We start from the raw sequence: 16,718 nt of genomic DNA, 5'->3' as shown, positions 1-16,718 counted from the left end.
GTTCTTATGAAACCATTGACGAGAAATCCATTGTTCCGAGTATGTCCCACAGACCGTTTCCGTGCCGTTCTTGCCATTGTGGTATTGGGGGGGCTAACCGCCTGTGGTCCGGCCGTGCTGCCCGGCGAGGGTGTGATCGAGGATCCGACCGAAGACGCCAATAGGGCGATGTACGATTTCAACGTCGCCGTCGATCGCGCGTTGGTCCGCCCGGTCTCGCAGGGGTATGGCACCGTCGTGCCGGAACCCGTGCGCAACGGGGTCAGGAATTTCTCGTCCAACCTCGATCAGCCGCTGATGGTGGTCAACGATGTGCTCCAGCTTCAATTTGCGGACGCGTTCCAGAACACGTTCCGCTTTCTCGTGAACAGCACCTTCGGCCTTGCAGGCCTGCTCGATCCGGCGACGGATATGGGCATTTATGCCGCCGATACCGATTTCGGCGAGACCATGCATGTCTGGGGCGTTTCAGAGGGGGGCTATGTCGTGCTGCCGATCCTCGGCCCCTCGACCAGCCGGGACACCGTCGGCCTGATCGTCGACGCCGCGATGAACCCGACGCGTCTGGCGTTCAGCACACCTGAAAGCGATTATGTCACCGGCACGAATGTCGGTGACGCGCTTGATACTCGCTACCGTTACACCAACGAAGTGGACCGGTTGTATTATGAAAGCGTCGACGGTTATTCTCAGGCCCGCAGCCTGTATTTGCAAAACCGCCGATATGAATTGCGCGGGTCGGCGCAAGCCGAGTATTTCGACCCGTATTCCGATCCCTATTCAGACCCCTACGAGGACCCCTATGCAAACTAAGCCCGGCCTGACCCGGCGGGCCTTTCTTGGCCTCGCCGCTGCCTTGACTGCCTCTGCCGCCCTCCCCGCCCGTGTCTGGGCCATGACTGTTCAGGCCGCACAGGCTCTGGTCGATCGGCTCGTGGGGGAACTGTATGACGTGATCAATTCCGGCACTGGCGAAAGCCGGATGTATAACGACTTCGAGGCCTTGCTGGGCCGCTACGCCGACATGCCGATCATCGCGCAATCCGTGCTCGGCGTGGATTGGCGCCGGGCAAGCACGGCACAGCGAAGCGCCTTCATCGACGCATTCGCGGGCTATATCTCGCGCAAATACGGCAGCCGCTTCCGCGACCTGATCGGCGGCCGCATCGAAGTGAACGGCGCCCGCGCGATCCGAAACTTCTTCGAGGTCACGTCAACCGCGCATTTGCAGGGCGAGGCCCCCTTCCAGGTGGTCTGGCTGGTATCCGACGGCTCTGGCCAGCCCAAGGTGTTCAACCTCATCATCGAGGGCATCAACCTGCGCACCACCGAAGCGGAAGAAGTCGGCGCGATGCTGGACCGCAACCGCGGCAATCTGGATGCGATGATCGCCGATCTGCGCAACGCCAGCTGACCTGCCCTTGCCAGCGGCGGCCGGGCCACGCTAACTAGCCGGACCTTTCAGGATTGCCGGACAGCCCCGCCGCCGTGACCGCCCTCGATTCCCCCACCTACCGACACGAGCTTGACGGGCTGCGCGCGATCGCTGTTCTGTGTGTTCTCGGCTATCACGCGGGCTACAACGATTTCGCGGGCGGCTTTATGGGGGTGGATGTCTTCCTGACCCTCTCGGGCTATTTGATCACGCAACAGATCACCCGCGCCCTGGCAAACGGCCGGTTCCATCCAGGCCGGTTCTGGCTGCGTCGTGTGCGTCGGCTGTTGCCCGCGATGCTGCCGGTTCTGGGGTTTGCGCTGGTCTCGGCCCTGCTGCTGAAGGGGCAGGGCGCGTTCGCGGCGTTCGCAGGCCACTTCCTGAGCGCCGGGTTTTTCTATTCCAACTACCAGTTCCTTGCCGAGGCGGACTATTTCGCGCGAGCAAGCGATACGAACCTGTTGTTGCACACGTGGTCGTTGTCGCTGGAATGGCAATTCTACCTTGTGACGCCACTGGTTCTGATGGCCACGGTCCGGTTGGGAAAAGGGGCGCCATTGGTGGCGCTTGGCGCCCTTGCCGCCGTCTCATTGCTGTTGTCCGAGGCGTTGATCGGGTCGGGCCGGGAAAGCTGGGCCTTTTACGGCGTTTTGCCGCGCTATTGGGAATTCGTCTTGGGGGGGCTGGTGGCTTTGCTGGTGCCCTATCTTCCACAGGGATTGCTTGCAGCAACAGGCCTGCGCGCGGGCGGGATCGCGCTGATCCTGTGGGGTATTTTTGGTTATGCGGGCGGCAGCTTCCCCGGAGTCGGCGCACTGTTGCCCGTAACGGGTACCGTTTTGGTCTTGGCCGCGCCCCGGCATCCCAAAGACCTGCTGCGCCGGGCGCTTGATATCGCGCCGCTGCAATGGGTCGGCCTGCGGTCTTACGCGATCTACCTGGTGCATTGGCCCCTGTTCGTGACGGTCACCCCGGCGGATATGAGCCAGTCCGAGGGGCCGCTCTCGGCCGCTCTGCTGGTAAGCCTGGCCCTTGGCCACCTGATCTATCGCTATGTGGAAACCCCGGTGCGCAGCGGCACGCGCTTCACCTCCAGCGCCGCGATCCTGCGCTATGGGGGCGGAGCATTGGCCACGATTGCAGTGATCGGACTGACCTTGCCGACAGCCCCGGTCGCGGCCTTGGGCCGCGCTCTGCCCCTCGCCGGCCTGCGCGCAACGCTGACCGAGATCGACAACAGCCGCGAGGCGTATCTGACGCGGATGGACCGCCTTGCCAGCAACCCCCGCGACGGTCTGCATTATTGCAGCTACGACAGCCTGTCAGGCCCCGACCAGATGCTTGCTTGTCTCACCGACCCGAGCGGTCCCGAGGATGCCGTTCTGCTGATTGGGGACAGCCACGGGCGCGATGTGCTTCTTGCCCTGTCCTATGCCCTGCCCGACCTGCCCTTGGTGTTGTTTCACCAATCCTCCTGTGTGCCGGCAACCTATGTGCGGGGCCGTTCGCTATGCTTTCCCGACCTGACACAGACCCTGACCGAGTTGGCCGAGGCCGGTCGGCTCAACCGGGTGATCCTCGCCTCGCGCTGGATGGCTGGCGAGCACGAGGGCGCGGCCGACACGCTGGCGACGCTGGACCGGCTCGGGGCCGAGGTTCTGGTCGTCGGGCCGGGGCCGACCTTCGATGCGCCGATGGAAAGCTATGCGACGGATCTTGCGCTTTCCGGGCAGTCACTGCGCGACGTGCCGGGATTGGGGCCGGATCGCTTCGCCTTTGACGTGCGTGGGGTCAACGCGGATATGCGCGGCTATGCCGAGGCGGCCGGCGCGCGCTATGTCGACCGCTACGCCGCGATGTGCCCCGATGACCTGTGCAGGATTTTCGACGGAGCGGATGGTCCGATCCTGTATTTCGACCAACAACATCTCAGCCCCGCAGGGCTGGATGTGCTGGCAGCGGTCCTCTTTGGCGACCCCCGCATCATGGCCTTCGCAACCGATCCTTGATCAGTTGCGGTTCGCACCGAGCAGGCCGAGCACCTCCATCAAGATCTGTTCCGCGATATCCGGGCGTCGTCCGGGGGCCTCTTCGACCGGGTCAGGACGTGGGCCCATCTCGGCGGGGTCGATCATCGGCAGCGGACGGGGCGGAATACCCTCGTGGATCGGCTCCATTGTCTGACGCCAAATCTCGGCGGGCAGGCCGCCACCTGTCACGCCCGAAAGCGGCTGGTTGTCGTCATAGCCCATCCAGACACCGGCCACGTAATCCGCTGTAAAGCCGATGAACCACGCATCGCGGGCCGATGTGGTGGTGCCGGTCTTGCCCGCGACGGGCCGGTCCGGCAATTGCGCGCGCCGCCCGGTGCCTTGTGCCACGACCTGCGCCATCATGTAGGTTAGCTGCCGCGCCGCGGTTTCCGAGATCACGCGCTCCTGAATGCCGCCGCCCTGGCCCATCATTGCCTCGTTGTCTCCGACAAGTCGCAGATCGGTCAGGCCGTAGGGCGCCACGGCCGAACCGCCGTTCAGAATGCCCGCATAGGCCCCGGTCATCTCCAGCAGCGTGCTTTCCGACGCCCCAAGCGCCAGTGCCGGGCCAAGGGCCAGGTCGCTTTCGATCCCGAATTCCGAGGCGACGGTGCGCACCAGATCGCGGCCCACTTCCTCGGACAGGCGTACCGCTGGCGTATTGAGCGAGGCCCGAAGCGCTTCGGTCAACGTCACCGTTCCGTAGAACTCGCCAGTGTAGTTGCGCGGGCTGTATGGCCCCGATCCGGGGATGTCGATGGTCAGGGGCGCATCTTCGATCAGGTCATCGAACCGCCAGCCAAGGTCGAGTGCGGTCGCGTAGACGAAGGGCTTGAAGGCCGACCCCGTTTGCCGGTGCGCCATGGTCGCACGGTTGAACAGGCCAGTGCCCGGTTGGCGCCCGCCAACCATCGCGCGCACGGCACCGTCGGCGGACATGACGATGATCGCAGCTTCGGCCTCCGAGCCGTCCCGCACCTGATTTTCGAACACGTTGGCCAGCGCACCTTCGGCTGCTTGCTGCATCCTCGGGTCGAAAGTGGTGCGAATGATCACGTCCTCGGTCGTGTCGCGCAGCAGGAAGTCCGGGCCTTGGGTCATCACCCAATCGGCGAAATAACCGCCCGCGCGGGCTTGGGCCGCTTCTGACAGGGTGGCAGGGTTGGCGCGGCCATCGGCCACTTGCGTGTCGGTCAGATAGCCCTGTTCCCCCATCAGCCCCAGCACCACGTTGGCCCGTTCCTGCGAACGATCGAGGTCAGAGGTGGGCGCATACCGCGACGGGGCGGTCAACAGCCCGGCGATGATCGCGGCCTCAGCCGGGGTCGCATCGGTGGCGGAATGTCCAAAATAACGCTGCATGGCCGCTTCCACCCCATAGGCCCCGCCACCCATGTAGGCGCGGTTGAGGTAGATGGTCAGGATCTCGTCCTTGGTGTAGCGCAACTCCATCGCCAACGAGAACGGCACCTCCTGGATCTTGCGCCAGAGCGACCCGCGACGACAATCGGCCTCGTATTCCGCTTCGCTTTCCCATTCATCCGGGTCAAAGGGGGTGCCCAGACACAGAAGCTTCGCCACCTGTTGCGTGATGGTCGAGCCGCCGTGCCCTTCCAGCGGGCCGCGTCCTTCGCGCAGGTTGATGCGGATGGCCGAGGCGATCCCGCGCGGGGAAATGCCCCAATGGCGATAGAACCGCCGGTCCTCGGTGGCGACGATGGCATTCACCACGTCGGGGTCGACGCTGTCTGTGTCAATCAGCCCGCCATACTGGTCGCCACGCCATGCAAACACGTCGCCATCACGGTCGAGCATGGTGACAGAGCCGCGCGCGCGCCCGTCAACAAGGTCGCTGACCGGCGGCAAGGTCGAATAGATATAGGCCGTTGCGCCCGCAAGGATCAGCACCATGACCAGCGTCGCGCGCCAGAATATCCCGAACAGAATCCGCAGGATCAGGCGGAAAAACGCCCCGATCAGCCCCAACAGACCGCCACGCCGCCGCTGCGTCTTGCGTGCGGGCCTGCGCTTTCGGCTGGTGGATTTCCTTGCCTTGGTCTTGGCCGGGGCCGCCGTTCTCCGGTCAGCCACGATACGGCGATTCCGGGGGCCACGCCCCCCGCCTTTGTTGCCCGATGCGCTCATGCTCGATCCTGTTCTTTCGGGCGAACATAGGGGAATTCGAGTCGTTTGTGGAGAGTTCTCGCCGCGCTGCCGCAATTCTCCGCCGCTCAATATTTAATCATATGCCCAAGATTGCGCAAAAAATTTGCAATATGTCCCGTTCCGGCCCCGATCACCCGACCGCCTTCGTTGCTCTTGGGGCGCTGGCGTTCTGATTTGACAGCGTCTGGGTTCCCACACCCACAACAACGGAAGGGTAACACCGTGAAACTCATCATTGCAGCAATCAAGCCGTTCAAGCTGGAGGAGGTCCGCGAGGCTCTGACCTCTATCGGCGTGCGCGGCATGATGGTGACCGAGATCAAGGGCTTCGGCTCTCAGTCCGGACACACCGAAATCTACCGTGGCGCGGAATACGCCGTGAACTTCGTGCCCAAGGTCAAACTGGAGATCGTGGTCGCCTCCGCGATGGCCGACCAAGTCGTCGAAACGATCCAGTCCACCGCCAAGACCGACAAGATCGGCGACGGCAAGATCTTCGTCCTCGACGTAGGTGCCGCCGTTCGTGTCCGCACGGGCGAAACCAACGAAGACGCGCTTTAACAGCCGCCGCAAAAGGGATTTTTCGACAATGAAACTCACCAAGACACTGCCCGTCGTTGTCGCGCTGATCGCGCTGCCGACGCTGGCCCTCGCGCAAGAGGCCGATGTCACGCCGCCGAACGAAGAAATCGGCTATATCTTCACCACATTCATGTTCCTGGTCACCGGCTTTCTGGTGATGTGGATGGGCGCAGGCTTTTCGATGCTGGAGGCCGGCCTCGTCCGGTCCAAGAACGTGGCCATGCAGTCGCTCAAGAACGTTTCGCTCTTCGCCATTGCCGCGATCATGTACTACCTGATCGGCTACAACCTGATGTATCCGGGCGACGGTTGGACCATCACCAATGTCCTTGGCGCATTCAGCCCCGCCGTGATGGAGCCGGTTGGCGGATCGCCGGACACCGATCTGACCTATGCCTCGGTTGGCTCTGACTTCTTCTTCCAGTTGATGTTCTGCGCCACCACCGCCTCGATCGTTTCGGGCACGCTGGCCGAGCGCATCAAGCTGTGGCCCTTCCTGATCTTCACCGTGGTCCTGACCGGCCTGATCTACCCGATCCAGGCGTCCTGGAAATGGGGCGGCGGCTTCCTCGATGCGAATTACGGCTTCCTCGATTTCGCAGGGTCCACCGTCGTGCACTCTGTGGGTGGCTGGGCCGCTCTGGCCGGTGCCCTCATTCTCGGGCCGCGTATCGGCAAGTACAAGGATGGCAAAACCGTTCCGATGCCGGGCTCGAACCTGACCCTCGCAACGCTTGGCACGTTCATCCTGTGGCTCGGCTGGTTCGGTTTCAATGGCGGCTCGCAGCTCTACATGGACACGGCCGGCAACGTTGCTGACATCAGCCGCATCTTCGCCAACACCAACACGGCCGCCGCCGGTGGCGCGATCGCAGCCCTGATCCTGACGCAACTGCTCTACAAGAAGCCGGATATCACCATGGTGCTCAACGGTGCCTTGGCCGGTCTCGTGTCGATTACCGCGGAACCGCTGACCCCGGGTCTTGGGGCCGCAACCCTGATCGGTGCCGTGGGCGGTGTGCTGGTGGTCCTCGCCGTGCCGTTCCTCGACAAGCTGAAGATCGACGATGTCGTCGGTGCCATCCCGGTCCACCTTGTCTGTGGCATCTGGGGGACCATCGCGGTTGTCCTGACCAACTCGGACGCCACTCTTGGCGGCCAGCTGATCTCGATTGCCATCGTCGGTATCTTCACGTTCGTGGTCAGCGCCGTGGTCTGGCTCATCCTGAAAGCGACCATGGGCATTCGCGTCCCGGAAGAAGACGAGATCAACGGTCTCGACATGGCTGAGCTGGGGATGGAAGCCTACCCCGAGTTCACCAAGGGCTGAGCCAACACCCAGCCCGCAGCCCCTGGCCCTCCCCTCTCTGCCGGGCGCTGCACAGACGGAAAACGGCACCTTCAGGTGCCGTTTTTCTATTTTAAAACAGCATGATAAAAAAACCCCGCCGGGCAGGGCGCCACGGCGGGGTGTTGTCTGAGCAAGGGTGGCGCAGATCAGATCTCGCCTTCGATCCAGCTTTGCAGGGCCGCCTTCGGGGCCGCGCCGATCTTGTTCGAAACGACCTCGCCGCCCTTGAACAAAAACAGCGCGGGGATGCCGCGGACGCCGAGTTGCATGGGGGCGTTGGGGTTTTCGTCGACGTTGACCTTTACGACCTTGATCTTGCCTTCCATTTCGGCGGCGATCTCTTCCAGGGCCGGGCCGATCTGGCGGCAGGGGCCGCACCATTCGGCCCAGAAATCCACCACGACGGGGATCTCGGATTGTTTGACTTCGGTGTCGAATGTTGCGTCTGTGACGGCGACGGTGGCCATATCTAGCCCTCCAGGCAATGAAAGCGGGTTGGTGACGGAAGGTAGGTAGCCCGCGGACCGAGGTCAAGCGGACAAGACGCGCGCCCACGGGACTGTGAGCCGTAGCGTGGCGGATTCATCCCGAATTGCCCCGTCGCCATGCGTGCACCCCCTGTACACCCCCCGTGCACCCCCCGTGCACCGGCAAACGCGCGCCCTGTGCGGATCCGCGCAGAAGTTGGCAAAAAGGGAATTTCACTGCGTTGAAAACGCACCCTACTGCGATTGGCTTGCGCGCGCCAAGGCCGCTGCGGCCAGCCCCGGCGGCACCGGCATCAGGCGTGCCTCGCGGGTCCAGAGAACCGCGGTCTCAACCGCGCGATCGGGGTAGATCGCGGCGAGCATCTCGGCATAGGCCCCCATCTGGCGCAGGATGCCGTCGGGCACGTCCTCGGGCCGGTCGGGGCAGACCGCGTTCGATTTGAAATCGACGGCCAGCACCCTGTCGGGGCCGACCAGCAGCCGGTCGATCTGTCCGGTCAGACGACAGCCGAGGGTGGCACTGTCGGCGGTGAGCGAGACCTCGGCCAGCGCGCCCGCGCCGAAGACCTCGGCCAATGCCGGGGCGGTCAGGCAGGCGACGGCCTCGTCAAAGAGGGCGCGCAACGCGTCTTGTTCCAACGCGCCCTCGACCGCGAGAATACCCGGCGCGGCGGCGGCCCATCCGGGTTCCGGCAATTCCGGCAGGTGTTCCAGCAGCAGGTGCAGGCGGCGGCCACGGGCCTTGGCGGCGTCTTCCTCCAGCCCGTCGCCCTCGCCCGGCAATGCCTTGGCACCGCCGAGATCGGAGGGGGAGCGGGCAGGCTCTTCCCGCTTGGGCGTGTCGGCCCGCTGCCCCACCCATCCGGGCAACGCGGGCTTGGCAGCGGACGTGGCCGAGGCGCGGCCCATCGGCGTCCAGTCGCCGGTTTGCAGGCGCAGGCCCGTGCCGCCCGGCATCTCGACCGGCCCGGCCCCGCAGGCGCGCGCGGCATCGGCGATATGGGGATACCAGCCTGACGAAGTCTTGCTGTCCACATCGCCCGCCGCCGCCACGATCAGCCAGCTTTCGGCGCGGGTCATGGCGACATAGAGCAGGCGGTTGCGCTCTTCCTCTTCCTTGGCGGCGGCCTCGTCATAGACCGGGTGCATCGGCAGCGGCGCGTCGTCCTTGGAACCGGCCCAGACCACCGGGCCACCCTCGGGCGCGAACAGTTTCGGCCCCGGCGGGCCACCCCGGCGCAGGCCGGTATCGGGCAGGATCACCACCGGCGATTCCAGCCCTTTGGCGCCGTGCACCGACATGACGCGGATCTGGTCGCCCGCGCTGCCGGGGTCGCGCTTGATGGTCACGTCATCGGCCTGCAACCAGCCGGTGAAGCCGGTGAGGCTGGGCACCTCCAACCGTTCATAGGCGAGCGCCTGCGCCAGCATCGCGTCGATGCCGTCCTCTGCCTCGTTCCCCATTCGCGCCAGCAGCTTTTGCCGCCCGCGATGGCGGATCAACACCCGTTCCAGCAGGTCATAGGGGCGCAGGAAATCGGCGGAATTGCGCAGGTCTTGCAACATGGCGACGGTGTCGGGGAACTCGTCGGCCCGGGTTTGCAACGCGCGCCACAGGTAGGCAGGCCCACGCGGTTGCGCCAGATCGTGCAACTGCGCCTCTGACCAGCCGAAAAGGGGCGAGCGCAGGACAGCGGCAAGCGACAGGTCATCTTCCGGCGTGGCGAGGAAGGCCAAGAGCGCCGTCAGATCCTTGACCGCCAGTTCGGCGGCCAGCCGCATCCGGTCGGCCCCGGCAATGGGCAAGCCCCTTTCCTTGATCGCGGCGATAAGTTCGTGAAACAGGTCGGACCGGCGCTGCACGAGGATCAGGATATCGCCCGCCGTGACCGGGCGGCGGGTCTTGTCCACCGTGATCGGCACGCCCGCGCCAATCATCTGTTCGATGGCTGCGGCGATGTTGCGGGCAAGGACGACGAAATGATGATCCTCGGCCAGCAGGTTCACCGGGTCATCCCATTCGGCCTTTTCGGCCTTGTCTGCCTTTTCGATCACGGGCCAGATATCGACACGCCCCGGCAAGTCGCCGAAGAACGCCCTGTGGGTCACGTTTTGCCCCACCCCCGCCTGCGATGTGCCCGCGAAGACCTGATCCACCAGCCGCAGGATCGGTGGGGCCGAGCGGAAGGAATAGGTCAGCGCGCAGCTTTGGAAGGGGGCCTCGGCCTGCTGCAAGCGGTCGCGGAAATGGGCGCGCATCCGGTCGAACCCGTCGGGATCGGCGCCTTGGAACGAATAAATCGACTGCTTCTTGTCGCCAACGACGAAAATGGTGCGCTTTGTATCCGCCCGCGCCCCCGAGCCTGCGGCGAATTCCTCGGCCAGTTGCGCGACGATATCCCATTGCGGCGGCGAGGTGTCCTGCGCCTCGTCGACAAGGATGTGGTCGATGCCGCCATCGAGCCGGAAGAGCACCCATTGCGCGACGCCGCTATCGGCCAAAAGGCGGCGGGTGGCGAGGATGAGGTCATCGAAATCGAGCCAGCCAAGCGCCGCCTTGGCCCGGTCATAGGCGGGCAGAAAGGCGCGGGCGAAGCGGTGGAGCGCCTTGGTCTTTTCGGCGGCCAGCAGCGCGCGGCGCAGCGGGCGCGCATCTTGCAGCCGCTCCATGAAGGCGGTGAGATCGCCTTCGATCGGCGCGAAGCTGGCCCAGATGCCCTTGGTCGGGAAGGTGCCGATCTTGGCGGTGTCGGGGGTTTTGGTCTTGGACCCCGTGAGGAAGACGTCCTCCAGCGCGGCCAGATCTGCGAGAGTCAAGTTGCCCCAGTTGATCGCGCCAAGACGGCGGCGATTGGCGCCCTGGTTGCGGTTGTCGGGGTCGAGCGCGGCGCGGACCGTCTCGCAAATCTCGTGTTCGTCCCCCTCGAAAACCTGCGCCAGCAGGGCTTCGGCGGTCAGGCCCTTGGGCAGATCGAACCACGCGTCGATATCGGCCTCGGGGAAACCTGTTTCCAGCGGCACGCGTTTCGACAGAACGGCCCGGATCAGCGGCATGGCGTCATCGCCCGAGGCATGGGCGGCCATCGCATCGACGGCATCGCGGCCTGTGCCATCGGCCATCTCGTCCAGCACATCGGCGCAGAGCATCGCCTGCGCGCGGTCGTCCATCTCGGTAAAGTTGGGGGCCACCCCGGCCTCTAGCGGGAAGCGGCGCAGCACGGCGGAACAGAAGGAATGGATGGTCTGGATCTTGAGCCCGCCGGGGGTTTCGATGGCGCGGGCAAAGAGCGTGCGCGCGTGGTTCATCAAGGCAGGGGTGAGCGTCGCGGCGCCCATGCCGAGCTGCAACAGGTCGGCGCGCAGATCGGCGTCGGGGGTCATCGCCCATTCGCCGAGTCGCTTGAACAGGCGGTTCTGCATCTCGGAGGCGGCGGCCTTGGTGTAGGTCAGGCAGAGGATGCGTTCGGGCGGCACATCTTGCAGAAGAAGCCGCGCGACGCGGTCGGTCAGCACCCGCGTCTTGCCGCTGCCCGCGTTGGCCGAAAGCCATGTGGACGATGCGGGATTGGCCGCTGTCACCTGCGCCAGCGTGGCGTCGTCAAAGCTCATGATCCCACCTTTTCGCTGACCGGGCTTTGTGTGGTGTCCCATTCGCCGTAGCGGGCGAGGTGATCGTAATCCCCTGAATACTGGACCTTTTCCATGGCGCGGCGGGCGGTGAAGCCGTTGCCTTCGTCACGGTAATGGGCGATCAGACGGCCAAGGCCCGCGACGATTTCATCCAACTCGCCGGGGGTCACGGGATGGTCCTGCACCTTGCCGCCGGAGCCGAGCGCGATATAGGCGATGAGCGCGGTTTCCGCAGGGTCGCCGAAAGCGCCTTTCGCGGCCATGGCGGCCTCTAGCCAGAGTTGTTTGTTGAAATGCTGCTCTTGATCCGAGCTTGGGGCGCTGCCGGTTTTATAATCATATATAAGAAATCGTCCGTCTGCCGCGCGGTCGATCCGGTCGGCGGTGCCGTAGAGGCTGAAACCCTCAGCGCCCAGCTCCGCTTCGCCCCGTGTTTCCAACAGGTGGGGCACGGCGATGGCCCGGCGATCACGCTCGGTTTCGACGAACCACGGCGCGATCCGGGCGATCCGCGCGCGCCAGAGCCGCCGGGCGGCAGGCCACGGGGCGGTGTCGTCCAGCACCTGATCGGCCATTTCGACCAACAGGCGCTCGGCATCCTCTGGCAGGCCGTCCCATGTCGCGGCGATGAATTTCTTGAGCAGGTCGTGCAGGACGGTGCCCCGCAAGGGCGCATCGGGTTTCTGGCGCAGCGGGTCCAGCGGCCTGAGCCGCAGCACCTTGTAGGCATAGACCCAGTATGGATCGCGGATCAGCTTTTCGATCTGCGTCACCGACAGGCGGTCGGGGCGCTGGCTCAGCGGCGGGCGCGGGGCGGGGCGTTTGGCGGCGGGCACAGGCTCGACCGGGTCGTCCAGCCGGTCGGCCAGCGTCAGCCAGTCGGCCCCGCGCGCGACCATGTCGGCCAGCGCCGCCGCGCTTTCGCCACTGGCGCCCTTCATCAGGTTGACGATGCGGTTCAGCCAGCGCGAAGGCACCGTCTCGGTCTCTGCATCGCGCTTGGCGCGGGTCAGCCAGACCTCTTTCCCCGTGACGGATTGCTGGAAATCATGCGCCGAGAGGCCGATTTCGCGGTCGGGCAGGCGCAAACCCGCCTCGGACCGCATCCGGCGATTGAGCCATGGGTCCGCGCCAGGCGCTGCGGGCCACGCGCCTTCGTTGAGACCGCCCAGAATGACCAGATCGGCACCCTGAACGCGCGCCTCCAGCGTGCCCCAGATCATGATGCGGGGATGCGGTCCACGGGGGTCGCGCGCCTCTTCCTCGGACAGCACGGCGGCAACGAAATCGCGATATTCCGCGGCGGTCATGCGGCCCCCGGCCCCGGCTTCGTCCGACAGGGCGCGCAGGGTGGTTTCGGCCTTTTGCCCGGCCTCTTTCTGCCAGAGGGCCCCTGCCCCCCCGGCCCCCGGCCCGGCGGCCAGCCGTTCGACGGCGGCAAGATGGGCCGCGACATGATCGGTCAGGTCACGCCCCCCCGGCGCATGCAGGTCCAGCACCGCGTCGGCCACCCAAGTGACCCAGTCCATCACGCCGGGGTCATTTTCACGCTTTTCAGCCCAGTCCACCAGATCGGCGCGGGTCGGGAACGGCAGCCTGCCGCGCAGCCGCTGCAATTCGAGGTCGCGGGTGCGGCGCAGGTGATCGCCCCGGTCCTCGCGCCCGGAATGGGAGAGCGGATGTTTCAACAGGACCAGCAAATCCTCCGCCGTCAGGCGGGTGGCGAAAGCCCCGGCCACGTGGCGCAAGAGCCGCCCCGGCGCGGTTTGCGACAGCGGTTCGCCAGCTGAGTCATCCGGTTCGATCCCCCACCGGTCAAGCGCCGCCGTGACCTGCCGGGTCAGCCCCCGGTCAGGGGAAATCAGCGCGGCGGTCGCGCCCTCTTGGACCGCTTTGCGCAGGCGCAGGGCGATGGCCGCGGCCTCGAGCTGGGGCGAGGCCGCTTCGAGCAGCGTCAGGCCCTTGGCAGCCTCGGCGACATCGGTCAACGCGGGGCCTTCGGCCAGCCATTGATCGGTGACGGGGGCCGGGCGAAGGGCCAGTGAAATCAAGCGGTTGCGCGCAGGGGCGGCGGGGGTGTCGCGGCCCCATCGGGGAATGTCGGCAGGGTGCAGGCCCACCCTTGCTGCGAAGCGGGCAAAGCGGAATTGCGGGTGATCCTCGCCAGTCAGGCTGTCCTCCAGCCGGTCCCAGACCGCGCGCGGCTGGTCGAAATCCAGCCCCGGCAGGATCACCGCCCCCTGCGGCAGACGTGACACGGCTGCCATGAGCCGCGCGGTCGGCCCGCGAGAGCCGGTAGACCCGGCGACGATCACCGGGTGCTGCGGCGGCTTTTCCGCCCAGAGGGTTTCCAGCTCGGTCACCACGGCCGCTTGGCGGGCTTGCGGCGACATATGCTCGGCGCTGCCTGCGAAATAGGGGGCGACGATACGCAGGAAGGCCTGCGCGCGCTGCCAGTGGGTAGAGTGATCGCCAACGTCGAGGGCGGCGATGGTGTCTGGTGTCACGCCTTCTTCCTGCATCTCGGCCATCAGGTCGGCGAGACTGTCGGACAGGCCATAAAGCGACGACCGCGGCGCGAGCGACGGGTCGCGGTCGAGCAGCGCCGACACCAGTTGAGACAATTGCAGGCGCAGGCGCAGCGGCGGGATGGACGGGGGCAGACCGGCCATGTCGGGGCGATTGCCAAGGTCGGTGATCAGGCGGATGCGCGGCAGGAACCCCGCGCCGCGCTGTTCATAAAGCGCGCGCAGGCGGCGTTGCGTGCGGGCGGTGTTGACGAAAAGTGCGACCTTTCCAAGCGCCTCGGGCGGCTGGCCTTGCAGGCGGGCGTCGAGACCGGCGACGAGGGCGGCAGAGAAATCGACGCCGAGCGGCGTGGCGAAGACGCGGGGGGAGTCGGTCGGGTCAAACATCGGCGTGGTCCCTCAGCATGTGTTCGGCCATCAGGATGCCGGCGGGGTGCCCCACATCGGCCCAGTGCCCGGCATGGGGCGTGCCGGCCATCCGGCCCCGGTCCATCGCCGCCTGCCAGACCTTGTGCAACGAGAAGGGGCCGGGGGGGTAGCCATCCAGCAGGTCCGCCTTGAGGATCTGCGCGCCGGTATAGACCTCTCCCGCCTTGTCCCAGGTGAGGCGTCCCTGCGCGTCGCGGGTGAAATCGCCGCCCGCCTGCCGCCCGATGGCACGGGATTGCGGGACCATCAGGGCCAGAACATCCATGCTGTCGGGGCGCCACGCGGCGGCGAGTTGGGCCAGCGCGTTGGGGCCGGTCCAGACCGCATCGGCGTTGAGGGAAAAAAACGTGTCGGCCTGCAATAGCGGGCGGGCCGCGCGGATGCCCCCGGCAGAGTCGAGGATTTCCGGCTGTTCGAGGCTGAAGCGGACATCGGGCATGGCGGCGAGATGCGTGGCCATCTGGTCGGCGAGGTGGTGGCCGTTCACCACGATGCGCCTGGCCCCGCCGCCCCGCGCCTGCGCCAGAGCGTGGTCGATGAGCGGACGGCCTGCCACCTCGATCAGCGGCTTGGGGCGGGTGCGGGTCAGATCGCCCATACGGGTGCCGAACCCGGCGGCAAGGATCATGCAGGCGGCGGGCGCGCTCATGGGGCCAGCCCGCGCATCAGGGGGCGCATTGCGCGGTCGAGCTCGGCCAGCGCGGGGTGGGCCAGCGCCCGGTCCACATGGGCGAAGACGCGGGGCAGGAAGGTCAGGTAGCCCGGCTTGCCCCGTTCGCGCGCCAGGCGGCGGAACACGCCGAGAATGCGCAGGTTGCGTTGCAAAGACAGAAGCGCGCAGTGCACCGAGAACGACTCGGGGTTGAGGGCCAGCGCGGTGGCATAGCGGTCGGTGGCGCGGGTCGCGATGTCGTCGGGCACATCGCGGCGGGCGTCGTGGATATAGGACACGAGGTCATAGCCCGGCGGAGCCATGACCGCATCCTGAAAGTCGAGCAGGCCGACCCGCGCCAGCCCCGCGCGGTCTGGCAGCCAGATCAGGTTTTCGGAATGAACATCGCGCAGCGCCGGAACCGGGGCATGGGTGAAATGGGCGGTGAACTGCGCCTCCATCAGGCGCAGGGCGGCGTCGGTCAGGGGCGAGTCCGGCAGGGCGACACGGGTCATCGCGGCCAGCCGGTCGGGCGTCAGGGTCAGCAGGCCCCAGCCCTCGGGGTGCCGCGCAAGGTGGATCAGCACATCCACCGCCGCATCGGTCGCACCGGGCAGGTCGGCACCCAGATCGGCGAAGCGGAGATCACCGAGATCCTCCAGCAGCATCAGGCCCCGGTCGGCGTCAGAGGCCAGAACCCGAGGCGCGGACAGGCCCAGCGCGTGCAGGCGGGCGGCCACGGACAGGAAAGCGTCGAAGCTGGTGCGATCGTCGGGCGGGGCCTGCATAAGCACGGCGCGCGCGCCCCCCCGAAGCAGGCGGTGATAGCGGCGGGCCGAGGCGTCGCCTGCGAGCGGCACGGACACGGCGCCGCCCCAGCCATGGGCCGCGAGGAAGGCGGCAACCGTCATGCTGGCACCTTGCCGATCCAGCGGTCAGGCTGGTGCGAGGCCAAGGTGATGTCGCGCGCATCCTCGGCCTCTGGCACCATGCGCAGGGTGATCCAGAGCGCCCGCTGCGGCACATCCGGCCCCAGCCGGTCAGGCCATTCGACAAGGCACAGCGCATCGTCGAAGGCGTCGGAAAGGCCAAGCTCGTCCACCTCCCACGGGTCGGACAGTCGGTAGAGATCGGCGTGCCAGATTTCCAGCGGCCCCGCCTCGTAGGTCTGCACCAGCGTGAAACTGGGCGACGGCACATCTTCGGCCAGCGCCCCGTGGGCGGTCTGCAAATGGCGGATCAGGGAGCGGGCGAAATGGGTCTTTCCAGCCCCCAGATCGCCCTCCAGACACAGCACATCACCGGCCCCCAGCCGGTCGGCCAAGGCCGACGCGAACGCCGCCGTCGCCTCGGGCGAGGTCAGGCGGCGGGTCTGGATGATGGGACGGGCGGGCGAAGCAGCGTCTGGCATGGGCGCGAGTTTA

Annotated in this window: 12 protein-coding genes; 5 read left to right on the top strand and 7 right to left on the bottom strand. The window is 66.2% G+C overall.

Annotation, left to right across the window (positions count from 1 at the left end):
• The first annotated feature begins 78 nt into the window (after nt 1-78).
• The 3 genes from BKY27_RS07335 to BKY27_RS07325 all read left to right on the top strand — a co-directional run bounded on the left by BKY27_RS07335 (nt 79) and on the right by BKY27_RS07325 (nt 3,444).
• The gene (locus BKY27_RS07335; protein ID WP_407668411.1) at nt 79-813 is read left to right on the top strand and encodes an MlaA family lipoprotein; all 735 of its coding nucleotides are present in this window, start codon (nt 79-81) and stop codon (nt 811-813) included.
• Nucleotides 803-1,414, top strand: coding sequence for an MlaC/ttg2D family ABC transporter substrate-binding protein (locus BKY27_RS07330; RefSeq protein WP_071673805.1), 612 nt, complete (start codon nt 803-805; stop codon nt 1,412-1,414). Before BKY27_RS07335 ends, BKY27_RS07330 begins: the two co-directional genes overlap by 11 nt.
• A 74-nt stretch (nt 1,415-1,488) precedes the next feature.
• Entirely contained in the window at nt 1,489-3,444 is a 1,956-nt protein-coding gene (locus BKY27_RS07325) for an acyltransferase family protein (protein ID WP_158514968.1), read from the top strand.
• Here the strand turns inward: BKY27_RS07325 and BKY27_RS07320 are convergent, their stop codons facing one another.
• Nucleotides 3,445-5,613, bottom strand: coding sequence for a transglycosylase domain-containing protein (locus BKY27_RS07320; RefSeq protein ID WP_071673803.1), 2,169 nt, complete (start codon nt 5,611-5,613; stop codon nt 3,445-3,447). It lies immediately after the preceding gene.
• 243 nt (nt 5,614-5,856) lie between these two features.
• On the opposite strand from BKY27_RS07320, the gene BKY27_RS07315 reads away from it, so the two are divergent.
• The gene (locus tag BKY27_RS07315; RefSeq protein ID WP_071673802.1) at nt 5,857-6,195 is read left to right on the top strand and encodes a P-II family nitrogen regulator; all 339 of its coding nucleotides are present in this window, start codon (nt 5,857-5,859) and stop codon (nt 6,193-6,195) included.
• Between the two features lie 28 nt (nt 6,196-6,223).
• Nucleotides 6,224-7,546, top strand: a complete 1,323-nt coding sequence (locus BKY27_RS07310; protein ID WP_071673801.1) for an ammonium transporter — start codon at nt 6,224-6,226, stop codon at nt 7,544-7,546.
• Between the two features lie 167 nt (nt 7,547-7,713).
• Here the strand turns inward: BKY27_RS07310 and trxA are convergent, their stop codons facing one another.
• From trxA to tsaE, 6 genes are all read right to left on the bottom strand, one after another.
• Entirely contained in the window at nt 7,714-8,034 is a 321-nt protein-coding gene (gene trxA / locus BKY27_RS07305) for a thioredoxin (RefSeq protein ID WP_071673800.1), read from the bottom strand.
• Nucleotides 8,035-8,289: 255 nt separating this feature from the next.
• Nucleotides 8,290-11,664: a double-strand break repair helicase AddA gene (gene addA / locus BKY27_RS07300; protein WP_071673799.1), complete on the bottom strand. Its 3,375-nt coding sequence runs from the start codon at nt 11,662-11,664 to the stop codon at nt 8,290-8,292.
• Nucleotides 11,661-14,600: a double-strand break repair protein AddB gene (gene addB / locus BKY27_RS07295; RefSeq protein WP_071673798.1), complete on the bottom strand. Its 2,940-nt coding sequence runs from the start codon at nt 14,598-14,600 to the stop codon at nt 11,661-11,663. The genes addA and addB overlap by 4 nt, the downstream gene beginning before the upstream one ends.
• Nucleotides 14,593-15,291 (bottom strand): nucleotidyltransferase family protein, encoded by a 699-nt coding sequence (locus BKY27_RS07290; protein WP_071673797.1) that lies wholly within the window; start codon nt 15,289-15,291, stop codon nt 14,593-14,595. The genes addB and BKY27_RS07290 overlap by 8 nt, the downstream gene beginning before the upstream one ends.
• Nucleotides 15,288-16,205 carry an aminoglycoside phosphotransferase family protein gene (locus BKY27_RS07285; RefSeq protein ID WP_071673796.1) on the bottom strand — a complete coding sequence of 306 codons (918 nt, stop codon included), beginning with the start codon at nt 16,203-16,205 and terminating at the stop codon, nt 15,288-15,290. Before BKY27_RS07285 ends, BKY27_RS07290 begins: the two co-directional genes overlap by 4 nt.
• Entirely contained in the window at nt 16,202-16,705 is a 504-nt protein-coding gene (gene tsaE / locus BKY27_RS07280; protein WP_071673795.1) for a tRNA (adenosine(37)-N6)-threonylcarbamoyltransferase complex ATPase subunit type 1 TsaE, read from the bottom strand. Before tsaE ends, BKY27_RS07285 begins: the two co-directional genes overlap by 4 nt.
• Nucleotides 16,706-16,718 lie beyond the last annotated feature (13 nt).

The organism is Nioella nitratireducens (assembly GCF_001879715.1).
Lineage (GTDB): Bacteria > Pseudomonadota > Alphaproteobacteria > Rhodobacterales > Rhodobacteraceae > Nioella > Nioella nitratireducens.
This window is presented reverse-complemented; position numbering and strand designations above follow the sequence as displayed.

What these genes read in the sequence shown, in the direction of transcription:
- BKY27_RS07320 (WP_071673803.1), bottom strand. Translation starts at nt 5,613, where the DNA reads ATGAGCGCATCGGGCAACAAAGGCGGGGGGCGTGGCCCCCGGAATCGC.
- tsaE (WP_071673795.1), bottom strand. Translation starts at nt 16,705, where the DNA reads ATGCCAGACGCTGCTTCGCCCGCCCGTCCCATCATCCAGACCCGCCGC.
- addB (WP_071673798.1), bottom strand. Translation starts at nt 14,600, where the DNA reads ATGTTTGACCCGACCGACTCCCCCCGCGTCTTCGCCACGCCGCTCGGC.
- addA (WP_071673799.1), bottom strand. Translation starts at nt 11,664, where the DNA reads ATGAGCTTTGACGACGCCACGCTGGCGCAGGTGACAGCGGCCAATCCC.
- trxA (WP_071673800.1), bottom strand. Translation starts at nt 8,034, where the DNA reads ATGGCCACCGTCGCCGTCACAGACGCAACATTCGACACCGAAGTCAAA.
- BKY27_RS07290 (WP_071673797.1), bottom strand. Translation starts at nt 15,291, where the DNA reads ATGAGCGCGCCCGCCGCCTGCATGATCCTTGCCGCCGGGTTCGGCACC.
- BKY27_RS07330 (WP_071673805.1), top strand. Translation starts at nt 803, where the DNA reads ATGCAAACTAAGCCCGGCCTGACCCGGCGGGCCTTTCTTGGCCTCGCC.
- BKY27_RS07285 (WP_071673796.1), bottom strand. Translation starts at nt 16,205, where the DNA reads ATGACGGTTGCCGCCTTCCTCGCGGCCCATGGCTGGGGCGGCGCCGTG.
- BKY27_RS07310 (WP_071673801.1), top strand. Translation starts at nt 6,224, where the DNA reads ATGAAACTCACCAAGACACTGCCCGTCGTTGTCGCGCTGATCGCGCTG.